The sequence below is a fragment of the Thermus islandicus DSM 21543 genome, from assembly GCF_000421625.1.
Taxonomy (GTDB): Bacteria; Deinococcota; Deinococci; order Deinococcales; family Thermaceae; genus Thermus; species Thermus islandicus.
Genome location: NZ_ATXJ01000002.1, coordinates 254,641 through 270,026 on the forward strand (window position 1 = coordinate 254,641; position 15,386 = coordinate 270,026).

Consider the following 15,386-nt stretch of genomic DNA (forward strand, 5'->3'; position numbering starts at 1 on the left):
TGTGGGTATCAGAGGATCTTTAGACCGGCCAAGCGGGCCTCGAGGCGGTCTTTGAACGCCCTCCACTCCCCTTCGGGCACCAGGGCCACCACCGCCCCGCCGAACCCCGCTCCCGTGAGCTTCGCCCCCAAGGCGCCGGCCTGGAGGGCCTCCTCCACCAAAGCGTCCAGCTCGGGAAGGCTTACCTCATAGTCTCGGGAGAGGGAGCGGTGGCTTTGGGTCATGAGTTCCCCGAAGGCCCGGGCATCCCCCCGCCTTAGGGCCTCCACCCCCCTCAGTACCCGCAGGTTCTCCCCCACGATGTGCCGCGCCCGCCGGTCCAGGGGGGAGGGGAGGCTCTCCACCAGGCATAGGTCGGCCACGTCCCGCAGGGCCCGGACCCCAAGGCGCCTCGCCGCCTCCTCGGCCTCTTGACGCCGCTCGTTGTAGGCTCCTTCGGCCAGGCGCCGCTTGAGCCCAAGGTCCAGCACGGCCACCCGGGTGCCGGGGGGGAGGGGGAGGTTCTCGTAGGCCAGGGTGCGGGTGTCCAGGAAGAGGGCCTGGCCCACCCTTCCCAGGCTCGAGGCCATCTGGTCCATGAGGCCACAGCGCACCCCCACGTACTCGGCCTCGGCCCTCTGGGCCAGGAGGGCGAGCTCGAGGTCGGAAAGGGGCAGGCGGTAGAGGGCCCGGAGGGCCCTCAGGGCGGCCACCTCCAAGGCCGCCGAGCTGGAAAGCCCCGCCCCCATGGGGAGATCGCTCCGCACGTAAAAGCGCGCCCCTTCCACAGGGTGCCCGGCCTCCCCCAAGGCCCAAACCACCCCAAGGAGGTAGTCCAGGAAGTCCCCTTGAGGGGGGCTTCCCAGGGGCCTCGCCCTGAGCTCCCTCAGGGTTTCGCTGTAGGCCTCCACCCGCCCCTCGGCCCGCGCCGCCTCCACCTGGGTAAGGTAGGGGAGGGGGGAGGGAAGGACGTAGCCCTCCTGGTAGTCCGTGTGCTCGCCCAAAAGGTTGACCCGGCCCGGGGCCTGGGCCGTGGCCTCGGGCAGGATGCCGAAGATCTCCCGGAAGCCCATGCCCCCATTATGGGCAAAGGGCCTTGCGGTTGTGGTCCAGGAGGTCCAGGTAGGTGGGGACCTTGGCGTCCAGGGTGTCGGTGTAGAGCACCACCACCCTCGCCCCGATGGCCTCGGCCAGGGTGCGGAGGGCCTTCCCCTGGAATTGGGGTTCGGCGAGGACCAGCCTTACCCCCTCCCTCTTGGCCCTCTCCAGCAGGGCGAGAAAGCTCTTGCTGCTCACCTCCTGGGCTCCGCTTTTGGCCAGCACCCCTACCACCTCGAGGCCATAGCGGCGGGCGAAGTAGCGGAAGGCGTCGTGCTGGGCCACCACCTTGGTGCCCCGGAGGGGGCAGGCCAGCAAGGCCCGGTCCCGCCTTTCCACCTCTTTGCGGAAGCGATCCAGGTTGGCTCCGTAGAGGGCCTTGCCCTTGGGGTCCAGGGAGGAAAGCTCCTGGAGGATGCGCTGGGCGTAGCGCAGGGCGTAGCTGGGGTCCAGCCACAGGTGGGGATCGCAGGGGCCGTGGGCGTGGTCCTCCTCCCCGTGGCTGTGGGCGTGGTCCTCCTCGCAGAGGAGGCCGGGCTGGCCTTCCCCGAGCTTCACCACCCTTGCCCCCTTGGGGAGGAGGGGGATGAGCTTGGGCAGGTAGGGCTCAAGCCCCAGGCCGTTGGCGAAGAGGGCCCGGGCCTGGCTTAGGGCCTGGGCGGTGGAAGGGGTAGGCTCAAAGGTATGGGGGTCGGCCCCCGGCGGGACCACCGTGGCCACCTGCACCCGCTCCCCGCCCACCGCCCTCACCAGGTCGGCCAGGATGGGGGTGGTGGCCGCCACGCGCACCTGGGCCAGGGCGGGAAGCCAAAGAAGCATTAGACCGGCGACGCGCCTCATGTAGCAAATGATATCGCATTTTCATATAGTGTCAAGGGGGGCGGTTTAAGAACGGTGTAAGGCCCAGTTTGGCAAGCTGGTCCTTGGGAGGACGGGCCGTGGCCCAGGACCTCGAGGGCGGGAATCCCCTGGCGGGAGGGTCGGGGGAGCCGGGCGGCGGGGCGCGGGGTCCTTCCCGGCCCTGGGTCTGGCTCAGGGCGCTACAGGAGGTGGCGGATGAGGGGTATATGGATGGCAGGAAGTGGGGCGGGCCGTTTCCTCCCACCCCATGGGGGCCCCGAGCCCCTTCCGGCGGGGAAGCCCCCTAAGGGGCGAGGGGCAGGTGGACGGACGGCCGGGCGTATGCTGGCCTTGCTCCTCCTCCTGGGGCTGTCCCTGGCCCAGGGGGTGCGCACCTCCCTCACCCCGGGGGAGGTGGAGGCCCTGCTGAAGGCCGGTTCCTATCGGTACGAGCGGGTGGAGGAAAAGGGGGAGGTGTACTTCCGCCTCCGCCTGGCGGGCCTGGGGGCGGCCCTGTATCTCTTGGACTGCCAGGAGGGGCGGTGTGAGAGCCTACAGCTCTACGCGGGCTTTTCCATGAAAAAGCCCCCCACCCTGGAGCGCATCAACGCCTGGAACCGGGAGCACCGCTTCTCCCGGGCCTACCTGGATGCGGACGGGGACCCGGTGCTGGAGGCCGACCTGGACCTTTCGGGCGGGGTGGCGGAAGGGGCCATCCGGGCCTTTTTGGACCTCTTTGAGAAGAGTCTCCGGGCCTTCGCGGCCTGGATAGGGTTTGACTAGGGGGGCGTATGCCTGAGCTTGCCTTTCCCGCGTGGGCGCGCTGGCGGCTTGGGTGGGCTTTGCTCTTCGGGGTTCTCCTCCTGGCCCTCGGGCTTGGGATGCGGGAGCTTTGGGGCCTCCTTTTAGGGGTTCTTCTCCTTTGGACCTTTGCCCTAAACCTCCGCCGTACGGGGTATACGGTGGGCCTCGAGGCCGAAGGCCTCCGCCACGGGGGGAGGCTTTACCGCAGGGAGGCCCTGAGGGGCGTAACCCTGGACGCCCCCTGGGGCAGGCTCTGGCTGGACTTTGGCGAGGAGAGGCTTTCCCTGCCCCTGGGGCTTCCCGGCTGGGACGAGGCTTTGGCCCATCTGGGAGTGGATTGGCGGGGGGTGGAGGGTCTTCAGGACTACCTTCTGGGCCAGCGGGGCCGGGTCTGGTTCCTGGGAGCCCTCCACCCGCCCCGGGAGGCGGAGGGGGTTCACCAATGGGCCCTGGGCCTCTACCGGCGGCACTTTCGCAAGGTCTACGGGGCGTTTGCCCTTGTGGCCTTGGGGTTCCTGCTCCTCGCCCTTAAGCCCACCCAGGGGCTTGGCGTGGCGGTCCTCCTTCTGGGGGCGGCCTTAGCCCGCTTTTGGGCCTGGCACTTTCCCCACGACCTGGTGCGTCTGCCGGGTGGGGGAAGGTACAACCCCCTGGACCCGGAGTTCCTTAGGCTTTGGAAGGAGGCGGGAGGATGAGGCTACTCCTTCTTCTTTTGGCCGTGGCGGGGCTTTGGGGTGCCCGGGCCGAGCGGGTGATGGACCGCCTCCACGGCTTCGCCCTGGACCTGCCCGAGGGGTGGAGGGTGGTCCTGGGAGAGGGAGGGCTTCTCCTTACCGATCTGGAGAGCGCCGTCCTGGTGCGGGGCATGCCCCTCAAGCCCCCGAAGGAGGCGGCCAGGCCCCTTCTGGAGGAGGCGAGGCGCCTAAGCGGGGAGCAGGCCACCCTCCACTTCAAGCCGGCCTCCGGCGGGCTCATGCTCCTCGCCCGGAACCTCCGCTACCCCCTTCCCCTCACCCAGGGGGCCATGGGGGAGCTTGTCCTCTTCGCCCTGGACCCCCAGGTCCAGGCGGCCCTTTCGGGCCTCCGGTATGAGGCCGCCCACCTCCTCCTCCCCGGCCCCAAGAGCCTTTTCGCCGTGAGCGCCTACCTGCCCCAGGACCTGTCTTCCGCCGAGCGAAAGGAGGTCCTGGGCCTTCTCCGCTCCCTGGAGTTTTTGGGCCCCAAGGAGCGGGTACCCTACCGGGTGGAGGCGGTCCCCGACCCCCTCCTGGGCGTGCCCGCCCTGCGCGTCCCCGTGCCCCAGGGGTATACCCTCCAGGGGAGCGTGGTGGACTTCTCCGAGACCCAGCGCCGCCCCGTCTTCCAGCTCTCCAAGGGCGGGGTGGTCCTCCGGAGGGAGGTGGTCTACCTGGAGGCCCTGGCCATCGCCACGCCCTTCGGGGGAAGCCCGAGCACCCTTTGGCTCTGGAACGGCCGGGCCGGAAAGGCCCCGGGCTTCCTCTGCGCCCGGAGCCCCGAGGAGCTTCCCGCCCTCCTCGCCCAAGGGCTTTGGGCCTGGGAAACAGGGGGGCCCTGGGAGGTAGAGAGGGGCAGGCCCCTCCGGGGAACGAGCCGGGTGGCCCGGTACCTGGAGGAGGTGCGGGAGGCCTGGGATAGGAGGATGGGCCAACAGATGCTCATGGCCACGGGAAGGCCAGGGGACCAGTTCCAGAAGTGGCGGGCCTCCCTGGACCTGCGCGCCTTCCAGGGGAACCTGAGGCGGCAGGCCGTGGTGGAAGCGCTGGGGTTCTTCAGCTACGCCCCCTCCTTCGCCGCCTCTTCCGCCAGATGCACCCTCTACCTCGAGGTGGCCTTGGTGCACGGGGCCCCCGAGGCCCTCTCCCAGGAGGAGGGGACGCTTACCGGGGTCTTCCTCGGCCTCTCCCTGGACCCCCGCTTTGCGGCTTTGGAGGCCGAGCGGAGTCGCCGGGTAAGCGCTGAGCTCACCCGGATGGTCTTGCGAATGAACCAGGAGGCGGAGGAGTTCCACTCCTGGATGCGCCGCTCCTGGACCAACCTCCTCTCGGACCAGACCTACGCCCGCGATCCGGCCACTGGGGAGACCTTCCGCCTCTACAAGCAGTCCTTTGACACGGGGGCCTTTTGGCGCGAGCCCGTCTTCGGGGGGGTGATGGGGGGCGTGGAGCGGGGCGGGAAGCTGGAGGAGCTCCTCCAGGCCGGGGGCTGGCGGCGCCTCGAGGAGTCCTTAAGCGGGCTTCCGGGAACGTGGCGGTGAGGAGGGTGGCGTATAATCCCCCTCATGGACCTCAAGGCCCTGCACCGGCGGCACGTCCTCACCCCCTGGCTTCCCCAGAAGGCCCTGGACCCTCCCCTCGTGGTGCGGGGGGAAGGGGTGTGGCTCTACGACCAGGAGGGGCGGGCGTACCTGGACCTCTCCTCGGGGCTCGTGGCCGCCAACCTGGGCCACGGCCACCCCCGGGTGGTCCAGGCCATCGCCGAGCAGGCGGCCACCCTGGCCTACGCCGCCCCAAGCCTCTTCCACGACAAGCGGGCCCTCCTGGCCAAGGCCCTCTCGGACCTGGCGCCGTGGCCGGAAGGGGCCCGGGTCTTCTTCACCCCTTCCGGCGCGGAGGCCAACGAGGACGCCCTAAAATTTGTCCGCCACCTGACGGGCCGGCCCAAGGTCCTCGCCGCCTACCGCTCCTTCCACGGGGCGACCCACGGCGCCGCGGCCCTCACGGGGGAGAACCGCCGCTTCCCCGCCGAGCCCACCATCCCCGGCGTGGTGCACTTCTTCGCCCCTTACCCCTACCGGAGCCCCTTCCACACGGAAGACCCCCAGGAGGAGGCGGCCAGGGCCTTGGACCACCTGGAACGGGTCCTCCTCCACGAGGACCCCGGGCGGGTGGCCGCCATCTTCCTGGAGCCCGTGGTGGGCTCCAACGGGGTCATCGTCTACCCCAAAGGGTACCTGGAGGGGGTGCGGGCGGTCTGTGACCGCTACGGGATCCTGCTGGTCTTTGACGAGGTGATGACGGGCTTTGGCCGCGTGGGGGCGGCCTTCGCCGCATGGCGCCTCGGGGTGGTCCCCGACCTCATCACCTTCGCCAAGGGGGTGACCTCGGCCTACGTCCCCCTCGGGGGGGTTCTCGTGCGGGAGGGCCTGGCCCGGGCCTTTGACGAGACCCCCCTGCCCACGGGGCACACCTACTCCGGCCACCCCCTGGCGGTGGCGGCGGGGCTTGCGGCCCTGGAGGCCTACCGGGAGGAGGGGCTTCTAGAGCGGGCCCAGCGGCTTGAGCCCTTCTTTCGCGAGGCCTTGGGGGTTCTGGAGGCCCACCCCTGGGTGGGGGAGGTTCGGGGGCTTGGGGCCTTCTACGGGGTGGAGCTGGTGCGGGACCGCAGGACCCGGGAGCCCCTCTCCCCCTGGCACGCCCCGCCGAGCCCGGCCATGGCCGCCCTCCAGCGCGCCCTCCTCCAGGAGGGTCTACATGTCCTCAGCAAGCACAACCTCCTGGTGGTGGCCCCGCCCCTCACCGTCCGCGAGGAGGAGTTCCTGGAGGGGGTGGAGCGCCTTTCCCGGGCCCTCGCCCGGGCCTACGAGCGGGTAGCCTGATGGGGAGGCAAGGCTATAGGGACCTTTTGGACCTCTTAAAGGCCCTGGAGGGCAGGCCCTACCCCTTCTACCGGGACCTCGAGGGGGTCTGGCAGGGGGAAGGGTTCGCCCTGCGCTTTGTCCACGTCCAGGGGGACCCCTTTGCGGCCCCGAGCGTCCTGGAGGTCCTCTACCCCGAGCCCGCTTTGGGCTCCCTCCGGGTCTACGCCCGCCCCGAGGGCCGGGTGGCGGTGGAGGACTTCCTCCTGCGGAGCCTCAAGGCCCGGCTCCGCGCCCTCCCCCAGGTGGGGGGGAGCGGCCACTCGGGCCGGGTCTTCGTGGAGGTGGAAAGCCCCAAGGTCCTGAAGCGGGCGGGGGCCCACCTGGGCCGAGGCCTGGCCCTCCGCTTCCGCCTCGGCCTGCCTGCGGCGGGGCGGCGCATCCTGGGAAAGGAGGCGGCGAGGCTATTTTGGGCCCTCGGGGAGCACCTTCGGGGTTTCCTCCCCGACCTGGACGGGAGGGCCCTCCTCGCCCACGTCCACCAGGCGGAGGACTTCGCCTTCATCCAAGAGCGCCTCCCCGCTCGGGGTCTCGTGGCCTTCGTGGGGGAAGGGGCCATCCTCCCCCGGGAGAGCGGGGTGAGCCAAAGGCCCCTGAAGGGCGCCCTTCCCTTTGAGAGCCCCCCCTCCCTCAGGGTGGCCTTCCGGGTGCCCCACGCCGGGGAGGTTTGGGGCATGGGGCTTCCCCGGGGGCTGACCCTCATCACGGGGGGCGGGTTCCACGGGAAGACCACCCTCCTCGAGGCCCTGGTCCACGGGGTTCATCCCCACGTGCCGGGGGACGGGCGGGAGTGGGTGGTGACGGAGGCCCTCTCCCAGAGGGTCCAGTCCGAGGACGGGCGGAGTGTCCGCGGCGTGGACCTGAGGCCCTTCGTCCACGACCTGCCCCTGGGCCAGGACACGGCCTTCTTCTCCACGGAGGATGCCTCCGGCTCCACCAGCTTGGCGGCGGCCCTCCTCGAGGCCCTGGAGCTTGGGGCACGGGTCCTCCTCCTGGACGAGGACACCTCCGCCACCAACCTCCTGGTACGGGATGCCCGGATGCAGGCCCTGGTGCGCCGGGAAACCCTCACCCCCATCCTGGACAGGGTTCAGGACTTCAAGGCCCTGGGGGTGAGCCTGGTCCTGGTGGTGGGGGGCGTGGGGGACTACCTGGACCTGGCGGACACCGTGGTCCTCATGGAGGCCTACCGCCCCCAGGAGGCCACGGCGGAGGCCCGGGCCATCGCCCGGGCCCACCCCACGGGGCGCGCCTATGGCGAACCCCGATACCCCCTTCAGGTACGGCCCCGGGCCCCGCTTCCCGGAAGCTTTGACCCAAGGAAGGGGAGGAGGGCCCGGGTGAAGGGAAGGGGCCTGAGGGAGCTCCTCTACGGGGAGGAGGTGGTGGACCTCTCCGCTCTGGACCTCTTTGAGAACGCCCAGGTCCGCCTCCTGGGCGCGCTCTTCCGCCGCCTCGAGGCCCTGGCCGACGGCAAGACCCCCCTAGGGGTCCTGGCGGCGCGGGCGGTGCAGGTGGAGGACCTCTTCGCCCTGGAAGAGGTTCCCGAGCTTGCCTTTGTGCGTCCTCTGGAGCTTGGAGCGGCGGCGAACCGGCTCCGGGCCCTTGCGGTCCGGCAGGTAGAACCCCCTCACCAAGGGTCGTAGAGGGCGGGCCTTTGGGCGCTTTTGGGCAGGCTTTCCCCCTGGAGGAAGCGGAGGGCGTAAAGCCGGGCAAGCTCCCCGTAGGGCTCCTTGCCCAGGGCCTCGAGGGCGTAGACGCTAAGGGCGTCCGCCAGGCGCCTTAGGGCCTCCTTGGCGTACCACGGGCCTTCCTCCCGGAGGCGGGCCAGGGCCTTCTCCGCCGCCCCCAGGGCCAGGGGATGGTCCCGAAGCATCTCCAGGAAAGGCTCGTGGGCCCCCTTCTTGGCGAGGGCTTCCAGCATGTCCAGGGCCTGCACGTTGGCCGGGCCCTCCCAAATGGGGGTGATGAGGGCTTCCCGGTGGAAGCGGGCCACGCCGTAGTCCTCCAAGAAGCCCAGGCCCCCAAAGAGCTCCATGGCGAGGACGGTGAGGGCGGCGGCGTGCTCGGCGGTGCGCCCCTTGGCCAGGTGGGAGAGGAGGCGGGCCAGGTGGTAGGCCTCGGAGTAGGGGGGCGTTTCCTGCCAGACCCGGTCAAACCCGGCCACGGCCAGGAAGGCCAGGGCCGTGCCCCCCACCTGCCTCAGGCGCATCTCCAGGAGGTCGTGCTGCACCAGGTCGTGGTCCAAAAGCCTCCGGCCGAAGGCACTGCGGCGGCGCACCCGGAAGAGGGCCTCGAGGTGGGCCTTCTTGGCGAGGCCCATGGCCGCCACGGCGTTGGCCAGGCGGGCCACGGTGAGGGTTTCCAGGGTATAGTAGATCCCCTCCTCCGGCTTCCCGATGAGGTAGGCAAGGCTTTCCTCAAGCTCCACCTCCCCCGAGGGCACGGCCCTGGTGGCCAGCTTTTCCTTGAAGCGCCGCACCCGGAAGTTGAGCCTGCCCTCCGCCTCCCGGGGCAGGAGGAAAAGGGCGAGCCCTTTGGGCCCCGGGGGTGCTCCCTCGGGCCTGGCCGTGACCAGAGCGTAGTCGGCGAGGCCCGCCCCCGAGGCGAAGTACTTGTCTCCCTGGTAAAGCCGGTGGGCCTCCCCCTCCCGCCGGGCCAGGGTGCGGTTCGCCCCCAGGTCGCTACCTCCTTGAATCTCTGTCATCCAGGTAGCCCCAAAGGCCTTCCCGTAAAGGAGCTCCCGCTTCACCGCTTCCCGCTCCGGAGCGTACTTGTGAAGGGCGTAGGCCACCTGGTGGGTGATGGTGAGGATGCAGTACAGCCCCCCATCGGCCAAAAGGTAGCCTAGGGCGTAGTGCAGGGGCCAGCCCCGCCCCTCGTAGGCGGGGCGGACCATGGGGCGGAGCTTTTCCAAAAGGGCCCTCTCCGCCGGGGAGAGCAGGGCCCGGTCTATGCGGTTCCCGTCCAGGTCGTGCATCAGGAGGCGGGGAGGGGAGAGGGCGTCCACGTGGTGGGCCACCTCCAGGACCTCCTCCCCCACCAGCCTCCCAAAGGCGGAAAGCTCCTCCTGGGGAAGGCCCGGGGCGAAGGCGTCCAGGATGGCCCTCAGGTCCGGGTCCAAGGCGTAGTGGTCCTGGCCGTGGCTGTAGAGGATCCCCTGCATCCTGACCCCCTTTCCCCGGAGGCTACGGGGCCCCAGGCCCTTTGTCAAGGGGGGATGTGTGGGATAGTTCACGATGAAAATATTAGGCCTTGGTAAAATGCCCCGGTGGTCTGGGCCCTGCTCGCCCGAATCTGGCGGCTCCAGCGCGCCCTACGGGAGGAGGTGGCGCCGGGGCTTGCCCGGCTTGGGCTCTCCGGGCTTGACCCCTGGCTCCTGAGCGTCCTCCGCAGCTACCCCCATCCCATGGGGGCCGCCCGGGCCATGGGCCTCCCCCCGCCCACGGTGAGCCACATGCTGCGGCGCCTCGAGGCCGAGGGTTTTCTCCGGCGGAGCCTGGACCCCAAGGACCTCCGCCGCTACCGCCTGGAGCTCACCCCTAAGGGCGAGCAGGCCCTGCGGGAGGCGGAGCGCCTCCTGGAGGAGGCCTTGGCCCGGCGCCTGGCCAGGCTATCGGAGGAGGAGCAGGCGCTTTTGGCGCGGCTGCTTTCCCGGTTGGAGGGAGAAGCATGAGGGAACCTACACCGCAAGAGGTCCGCTTTACCATGGTAGGCGTTCTGCTCGGCCTGTTCTTGGCCGCCCTGGACCAGACCATCGTCTCCACCGCCATGCCCCGCATCGTGGGGGAGCTCCGGGGGGCGGAGTACTACGCCTGGGTTACCACCAGCTACCTCCTGGCCTCCACCGTTTCCGCGCCCGTCTTCGGCCGCCTCACCGAGCTCTTCTCCCGGAAGAGCATCCTCCTCACGGCCGTGGTCCTCTTTCTCCTGGGCTCGGCCCTCTCGGGCCTCTCCCAGAACATGGCCCAGCTCATCCTCTTCCGGGGGCTCCAGGGCCTCGGGGGTGGGGCCCTCTTCGCCCTGGCCCTCACCACCATCGCCGTGCTCTTTCCCCCTAGGGAGCGGGGGAAGCTCGCCGGGGTCTTTGGGGCCATGTTCGGCCTCTCCTCGGCGGTGGGGCCTTGGCTCGGCGGCCTCCTCACCGACCACCTCTCCTGGCGCTGGGTCTTTTACATCAACATGCCCGTGGGGGCGGTGGCCCTTTGGTTCATCCTCCGCTATATGCCGAGGCTCTCCCCGGGGCACCGGGAGCGCTTTGACTTCTTGGGGGCCCTCCTTTTGGCGGGCTGGGCGGTGCCCCTCATGCTCGCCTTCTCCTGGGGCGGCAGCACCTACCCCTGGGGAAGCCCCGAGATCCTGGGCCTCTTCGCCCTGGCGGCCCTGGGCCTTTTCCTCTGGGTGTGGGCCGAGCTTCGGGTGAAGCACCCGCTTTTTGACCTCTCCGTCTTCCGCATCCCCACCTTCACCTACGCCGCTTTGGCCTCCTTCTTCTACGGGCCCGCCTTCTTGGGGACCGTGGCCTTCCTTCCCCTCTACCTGCAGGTGGTGAAGGGGGTTTCGGCGAGCCAGAGCGGGGTCACGGTCCTCCCCCTTACCCTTGGGGTGGTGCTGGGGAGCGTGGGGGCGGGGCAGGCCGCCGCCCGGCTCGGCCGCTACAAGGCCCTTCTCCTGGGGAGCGCCCTCTTCCTCCTCGCCCTATTTCTGGTCTTTCACCTCGTGCTGCGGGTGGACACCCCCTTGTGGCTCGCCGTGGGCCTCTTCTTCCTGAGCGGCCTGGGGCTTGGGCCGGCCCAGAGCCTCCTCAACGTGGCCGCCCAGAACGACGTGCCCATGGCCCGCATCGGGAGCGCCACCAGCGCGGTGCAGTTCATGCGCCAGATCGGCTCCACCATGGGCATCGCCCTCCTTGGGACGGTGCTCGCGGGTAGCCTCACGGGCCACCTGGCCCAGGCCTTCCCCGGCGGCGCCTCCGCCCCCGCCATGGCCCGCAGCGGGGAGGGGATGGCCCTGGACCTGGACCGGGAGTTCGCCCGCCTCGAGGACCTCCTCGTCCGCGCCCTAAAGGGGGACGAGGCCGCCTATGGAGCCTTGGTGCAGGACCCCGCGCTCCCCAAGGCCTTCCTCAAGGACCTGACCCCGGGGGGCCTTCCCGCCCGGTTTGCCCACCTCGAGGCGCTCGCCGTGCGGGCCCTTCGGGGGGACGAGGCCGCCTACCGGGCCCTGATGGCCGACCCCAAGGTGCCTCAGGCCCTCAAGGCTAGGATCCCCCCAGGGGGCCTGAGGCAGGGCACCCTGGCCCTCCTGGAGCGGGCCCTTTCCGGGGATCCTGAGGCAAGGGCAGCCCTTCGCGCCTCCCCCTTCCTGGACGCCAGGCTCAAGGCCCTCCTGGAGAGCCCGCCCCCACCCGCCCTCCAGGGCCAGGTGCTCCGCCAGGTGGAGGCGGCCCTGGCCCGGGCCGAGCCCGAGGCCGAGCGGGCCCTGCTTCGGGCCCTGGACCAAGCGAAGGCCAAGGCCCTGGACGAGGTGCCGAGGCGGGCGGTGGAGGGGCTGGAGAGGACCAAGGCCCGGCTCAAGGAGGCCCTCAGCCTGGGCATCACCGAGGCCCTGCGGAGGATCTTCCTCTATAACGCGCTCTTCGTCGCCTTGGCCCTGGCCTTCCTGCTCCTCCTTCCCGACCGGGAGCTCAAGGGGAGGCCCGCCCCGGGGACGGTAGAGTAGGGAGGTGTGGGCTGGCCTCTACCTGCGCGTCGGGGAGGGCCTCTCCGAGGAGGCGAACCGGAGGGCCCTGGCCCTGGCCGAGGCCCTCCTCCAGGACCCTCCTCCCGGCCTCCTGGACGCGGTCCCGGCCTACGGCACCCTTTACCTGGAGTACGACCCCAGGCGGCTTTCCCAGGGCAGGCTCCTCCGCCTCCTGAACCTCCTGAAGGCCCGGCCTCCTGAGGGCGTGGGGGAGGGGAGGGTGGTGGAGATCCCCGTGCGCTACGACGGCGAGGACCTCCTCGAGGCGGCGGGGAGAGCGGGGCTCTCGGTGGAGGCCGTCAAGGCCCTCCACCAGAAGCCCCTCTATCGGGTCTACGCCCTGGGCTTCACCCCGGGCTTCCCCTTCATGGCCCCCGTGGAGCCCCCCTTGCGCCTTCCCAGGAGGCCCCATCCCAGGCCTAGGGTGCCTGCCCACAGCGTGGCCGTGGCCGGACCGCAAACGGGGATCTACCCCTTGCCCTCCCCCGGGGGATGGAACCTCCTGGGGACGAGCCTGGTGGCGGTCTACGACCCCCACCGCCCCGAGCCCTTTCTCCTCCGCCCGGGGGACCGGGTGCGCTTTCGGGAGGCGGAGGGGACCCCTCCGCCAGAGCCTGCCCCCTTGGAGCTCCTTCCGGAGGCGCCCCGGCTTCCCGCCTTGCGGGTGGAAGAGGCGGGGCTTCTGGACCTGGTGGTGGACGGGGGGCGGTTCCTCGCGGGGCATCTCGGCCTTGCCCGCTCGGGGCCCCTGGACCCTTACTCCGCCCGGGTGGCCAACGGGCTGGTGGGCAACCCCCTTGAGGCTCCCCTCCTGGAGGTCTCCTTCCGGGGCCCCGTCCTCACCGCCCTACGCCCCCTGGTGGCGGCCCTGGCGGGGTACGGCCTGGTGGGGTTTTTGGAGGGCGAGGAGGTACCCCCGGGGCGGAGCTTCCTCTGGCCCCGGGGAAAGGCCCTTCGCTTCTTGCCTAAGGGGAGGGGAGCCCGGGTGTACCTGGCGGTGGCGGGGGGCCTCGAGGCCCGCCCCTTCTTTGGCTCCGCCTCTCCGGACCTGCGGGGCCGGATTGGGCGGCCTCTTAACGCCGGGGACGTCCTGGGCCTGGGCGCCGAGGGAAGGGCCCGCCCGGGGTGGACCTTTGCCCTGCCTCCTTTGCCCGAGCGGTTCCGCCTCCGCCTCCTGCCCGGGCCCCAGTTCACGAAGGAGGCCTTTCGGGCCCTGCGCTCTGGGGTCTTCCGCGTGGCCCGGGCCGACCGGATAGGCCTGGAGTTATGGGGCCTCGAGGTTCCGGGAGGGGAAGGGCTTTCCGAGCCCACGCCCCTTGGGGGGGTCCAGGTGCCCCCCTCGGGGCGGCCTTTGGTTCTTCTTCCCGATAAGGGGAGTTTGGGAGGGTACGCCAAGCCCGCGTTGGTGGACCCTCGGGATGGCTGGCTCTTGGGGCAGGCCTGGCCTGGGGCCGAGATCATGTTCACGAGCGCATAAAATCGTGAAGAAATGCACAAAAGGACCCCTAGGGTACCCCCGGGAGGGGAGGTGCGGTTAAAGCCCCTCCACCACCATGGCGATGCCCTGGCCCACCCCGATGCACATGGTGGCGAGGCCGAACTGGACCTTTCTCCGCCTCATCTCGTGGACCAGGGTGGTGAGGATCCGGGCCCCCGAGGCTCCCAAGGGGTGGCCCAGGGCGATGGCCCCCCCGTTGGGGTTGAGCCTGGGGTCCTCCATGGAAAGGCCCCACTCCCGGAGCACGGCCAGGCTCTGTGCGGCGAAGGCCTCGTTGAGCTCAATGAGGCCGAGGTCCTGTAGGCTTAGCCCCGCTCGCTGAAGCGCCTTCCTGGTGGCGGGCACCGGGCCGATGCCCATGATCCTAGGGGGCACCCCGGCCACGGCGATGGCGCGGATGCGGGCCAAGGGCTTCAGGCCGTGGGCCTTGGCGTAGTCGTCGGAAACGAGGAGCACCGCCGCCGCCCCGTCGTTTAGGGGGCTAGCGTTCCCCGCGGTCACCGTGCCTCCCTCGCGGAAGACGGGCTTTAGGCTCAAGAGCTTCTCCAGGGAGGTGTCCCGCCTTGGGCCCTCGTCCACCTCCACCCAGGCCTCCTCCTTCCCCCGCTTGACCGGCACCGGGACCACCTCGTCAAGGAAGCGCCCCTCGTCCCAGGCCCGCACCGCCTTCTGATGGGAGAGGAGGGCGAAGCGGTCCTGCTCTTCCCGGCCGATCCCGTACATCTCCGCCAGGTTCTCGGCGGTTTCCCCCATGCTCTCCGTGCCGTAGAGGGCCTGCATCCTGGGGTTGACGAAGCGCCAGCCCAACGTGGTGTCGTACATGACGAGGTTCCCGGTGGGAAAGCCCTTTTCGGGCTTGGGGAGGGCGTAGGGGGCGCGGGACATGGACTCCACGCCGCTAGCGATGTAGACCTGGCCTTCGCCGGCCCAGAGGCTCCTTGCGGCCTGGGCCACGGCCTCGAGGCCGGAGCCGCAGAGGCGGTTCACGGTGCACCCCGCCACCTCCACGGGGAAGCCCGCGAGGAGGAGGGCCATGCGGGCCACGTTGCGGTTGTCCTCTCCGGCTTGGTTGGCGCAGCCGGCGTAGACGTCCTCCACCTCCTCCTTGGGGACGCCTGAGCGCTCCATGAGGGCGGCGAGGGCGTGGGCCAGGAGGTCGTCGGGGCGCACCGAGGCCAGCGCCCCCCCGTGCTTGCCGATGGGGGTTCTCACCGCTTCCACGATCCAGGCTTCGGGCATGGGTCCTCCTTACCAAACGGTCGGTAGTAGCCTAGCGCGGCAGGGTAGGGCGGGTCAAGGGGTGTTGGGGAGAGAAATAGCACAAATGTGCATAATCGTGAAATAAATTACAAGCAAACCAAAGCCCGCCCCGCGGTGCCATATGGTCGCCAGCTGAGGGTGGTGGCCACGGGGAGGTCCGGGTTCACCCGGAGGAGGACCCGGGCTACCCGCAGGAGGTCGCCCTCGGAATCCAACACCACCCAAGGGGCCTTCTCCCGAAGCGTTCCCAGGGCTTCTTCCGTCTTCACTGGGCCGTTCCAGAGCACCTCCTCGGGGCCAAACCCTGCCCGGTAGGCCCGGAGGATCTCCCCCAGGGAGACGGCCTCGGCTCCCAGGCCCAGGGCGCGCAGGCGGCGTAGGAGGCCCAGACGGGGGTTGGCCTTGAGGGCGTAAAAGAGCCTGGCCTCGGGGAAGGCTTGCCTGAGCCTCTTTACCTGGGCGGCGATGCGGGTCCAGTCGTAAGCGTAGAACGGGGTGGGAAAGCGCCCT

Annotated in this window: 12 protein-coding genes and 1 pseudogene; 8 read left to right on the forward strand and 5 right to left on the reverse strand. The window is 70.3% G+C overall.

Annotated features, from left to right (window positions below; all coding sequences use genetic code 11):
- Nucleotides 1-8: 8 nt before the first annotated feature.
- Entirely contained in the window at nucleotides 9-1,052 is a 1,044-nt protein-coding gene (galK, locus tag H531_RS0103780; RefSeq protein ID WP_022798031.1) for a galactokinase, read from the reverse strand.
- Between the two features lie 7 nt (nucleotides 1,053-1,059).
- Entirely contained in the window at nucleotides 1,060-1,917 is an 858-nt protein-coding gene (locus H531_RS0103785) for a metal ABC transporter substrate-binding protein (protein ID WP_022798032.1), read from the reverse strand.
- A gap of 342 nt (nucleotides 1,918-2,259) precedes the next feature.
- Between H531_RS0103785 and H531_RS0103790 the strand changes: the two genes are divergently transcribed.
- Genes H531_RS0103790 through H531_RS0103810 form a run of 5 tightly spaced genes read left to right on the forward strand, consistent with a single transcriptional unit; the run spans nucleotide 2,260 to nucleotide 8,022 of the window.
- On the forward strand, nucleotides 2,260-2,700 hold the full coding sequence (locus H531_RS0103790; protein ID WP_028490626.1) for a YbjN domain-containing protein: 441 nt from the start codon (nucleotides 2,260-2,262) through the stop codon (nucleotides 2,698-2,700).
- Nucleotides 2,701-2,708: 8 nt separating this feature from the next.
- Nucleotides 2,709-3,416, forward strand: a complete 708-nt coding sequence (locus tag H531_RS0103795; RefSeq protein ID WP_022798034.1) for a hypothetical protein — start codon at nucleotides 2,709-2,711, stop codon at nucleotides 3,414-3,416.
- Nucleotides 3,413-4,996, forward strand: a complete 1,584-nt coding sequence (locus H531_RS0103800) for a hypothetical protein (protein ID WP_022798035.1) — start codon at nucleotides 3,413-3,415, stop codon at nucleotides 4,994-4,996. Before H531_RS0103795 ends, H531_RS0103800 begins: the two co-directional genes overlap by 4 nt.
- A 24-nt stretch (nucleotides 4,997-5,020) precedes the next feature.
- Nucleotides 5,021-6,337 (forward strand): aminotransferase class III-fold pyridoxal phosphate-dependent enzyme, encoded by a 1,317-nt coding sequence (locus H531_RS0103805; protein WP_022798036.1) that lies wholly within the window; start codon nucleotides 5,021-5,023, stop codon nucleotides 6,335-6,337.
- Entirely contained in the window at nucleotides 6,337-8,022 is a 1,686-nt protein-coding gene (locus tag H531_RS0103810; RefSeq protein ID WP_022798037.1) for an ABC-ATPase domain-containing protein, read from the forward strand. The genes H531_RS0103805 and H531_RS0103810 overlap by 1 nt, the downstream gene beginning before the upstream one ends.
- Here H531_RS0103810 and H531_RS0103815 read toward each other — a convergent pair.
- Entirely contained in the window at nucleotides 8,007-9,542 is a 1,536-nt protein-coding gene (locus tag H531_RS0103815) for an acyl-CoA dehydrogenase family protein (protein ID WP_022798038.1), read from the reverse strand. The two genes, H531_RS0103810 and H531_RS0103815, sit on opposite strands and share 16 nt — an antisense overlap.
- Nucleotides 9,543-9,647: 105 nt before the next feature.
- Between H531_RS0103815 and H531_RS0103820 the strand changes: the two genes are divergently transcribed.
- The 3 genes from H531_RS0103820 to pxpB are packed head-to-tail and all read left to right on the forward strand — an operon-like array spanning nucleotide 9,648 to nucleotide 13,595.
- Nucleotides 9,648-10,052 (forward strand): MarR family winged helix-turn-helix transcriptional regulator, encoded by a 405-nt coding sequence (locus H531_RS0103820; protein WP_022798039.1) that lies wholly within the window; start codon nucleotides 9,648-9,650, stop codon nucleotides 10,050-10,052.
- Nucleotides 10,053-10,084: 32 nt separating this feature from the next.
- Nucleotides 10,085-12,097: an MDR family MFS transporter gene (locus H531_RS0103825; RefSeq protein WP_245540657.1), complete on the forward strand. Its 2,013-nt coding sequence runs from the start codon at nucleotides 10,085-10,087 to the stop codon at nucleotides 12,095-12,097.
- A 4-nt stretch (nucleotides 12,098-12,101) separates the two neighbouring features.
- On the forward strand, nucleotides 12,102-13,595 hold the full coding sequence (pxpB, locus tag H531_RS0103830; RefSeq protein WP_022798041.1) for a 5-oxoprolinase subunit PxpB: 1,494 nt from the start codon (nucleotides 12,102-12,104) through the stop codon (nucleotides 13,593-13,595).
- Between the two features lie 57 nt (nucleotides 13,596-13,652).
- Here pxpB and H531_RS0103835 read toward each other — a convergent pair whose 3' ends face one another.
- Both H531_RS0103835 and H531_RS0103840 read right to left on the reverse strand, forming a co-directional pair.
- Nucleotides 13,653-14,855 carry a thiolase family protein gene (locus H531_RS0103835; RefSeq protein ID WP_022798042.1) on the reverse strand — a complete coding sequence of 401 codons (1,203 nt, stop codon included), beginning with the start codon at nucleotides 14,853-14,855 and terminating at the stop codon, nucleotides 13,653-13,655.
- A 161-nt stretch (nucleotides 14,856-15,016) separates the two neighbouring features.
- Nucleotides 15,017-15,386: pseudogene (locus H531_RS0103840) on the reverse strand (diaminopimelate decarboxylase); the annotation flags it as partial.

Bases quoted from the DNA above. Each gene is read 5' to 3' on its own strand.
- H531_RS0103795 (WP_022798034.1), top strand. From the start codon at position 2,709: ATGCCTGAGCTTGCCTTTCCCGCGTGGGCGCGCTGGCGGCTTGGGTGG.
- H531_RS0103805 (WP_022798036.1), top strand. From the start codon at position 5,021: ATGGACCTCAAGGCCCTGCACCGGCGGCACGTCCTCACCCCCTGGCTT.
- H531_RS0103800 (WP_022798035.1), top strand. From the start codon at position 3,413: ATGAGGCTACTCCTTCTTCTTTTGGCCGTGGCGGGGCTTTGGGGTGCC.
- galK (WP_022798031.1), bottom strand. From the start codon at position 1,052: ATGGGCTTCCGGGAGATCTTCGGCATCCTGCCCGAGGCCACGGCCCAG.
- H531_RS0103785 (WP_022798032.1), bottom strand. From the start codon at position 1,917: ATGAGGCGCGTCGCCGGTCTAATGCTTCTTTGGCTTCCCGCCCTGGCC.
- H531_RS0103790 (WP_028490626.1), top strand. From the start codon at position 2,260: ATGCTGGCCTTGCTCCTCCTCCTGGGGCTGTCCCTGGCCCAGGGGGTG.
- H531_RS0103835 (WP_022798042.1), bottom strand. From the start codon at position 14,855: ATGCCCGAAGCCTGGATCGTGGAAGCGGTGAGAACCCCCATCGGCAAG.
- H531_RS0103815 (WP_022798038.1), bottom strand. From the start codon at position 9,542: ATGCAGGGGATCCTCTACAGCCACGGCCAGGACCACTACGCCTTGGAC.
- H531_RS0103810 (WP_022798037.1), top strand. From the start codon at position 6,337: ATGGGGAGGCAAGGCTATAGGGACCTTTTGGACCTCTTAAAGGCCCTG.
- H531_RS0103825 (WP_245540657.1), top strand. From the start codon at position 10,085: ATGGTAGGCGTTCTGCTCGGCCTGTTCTTGGCCGCCCTGGACCAGACC.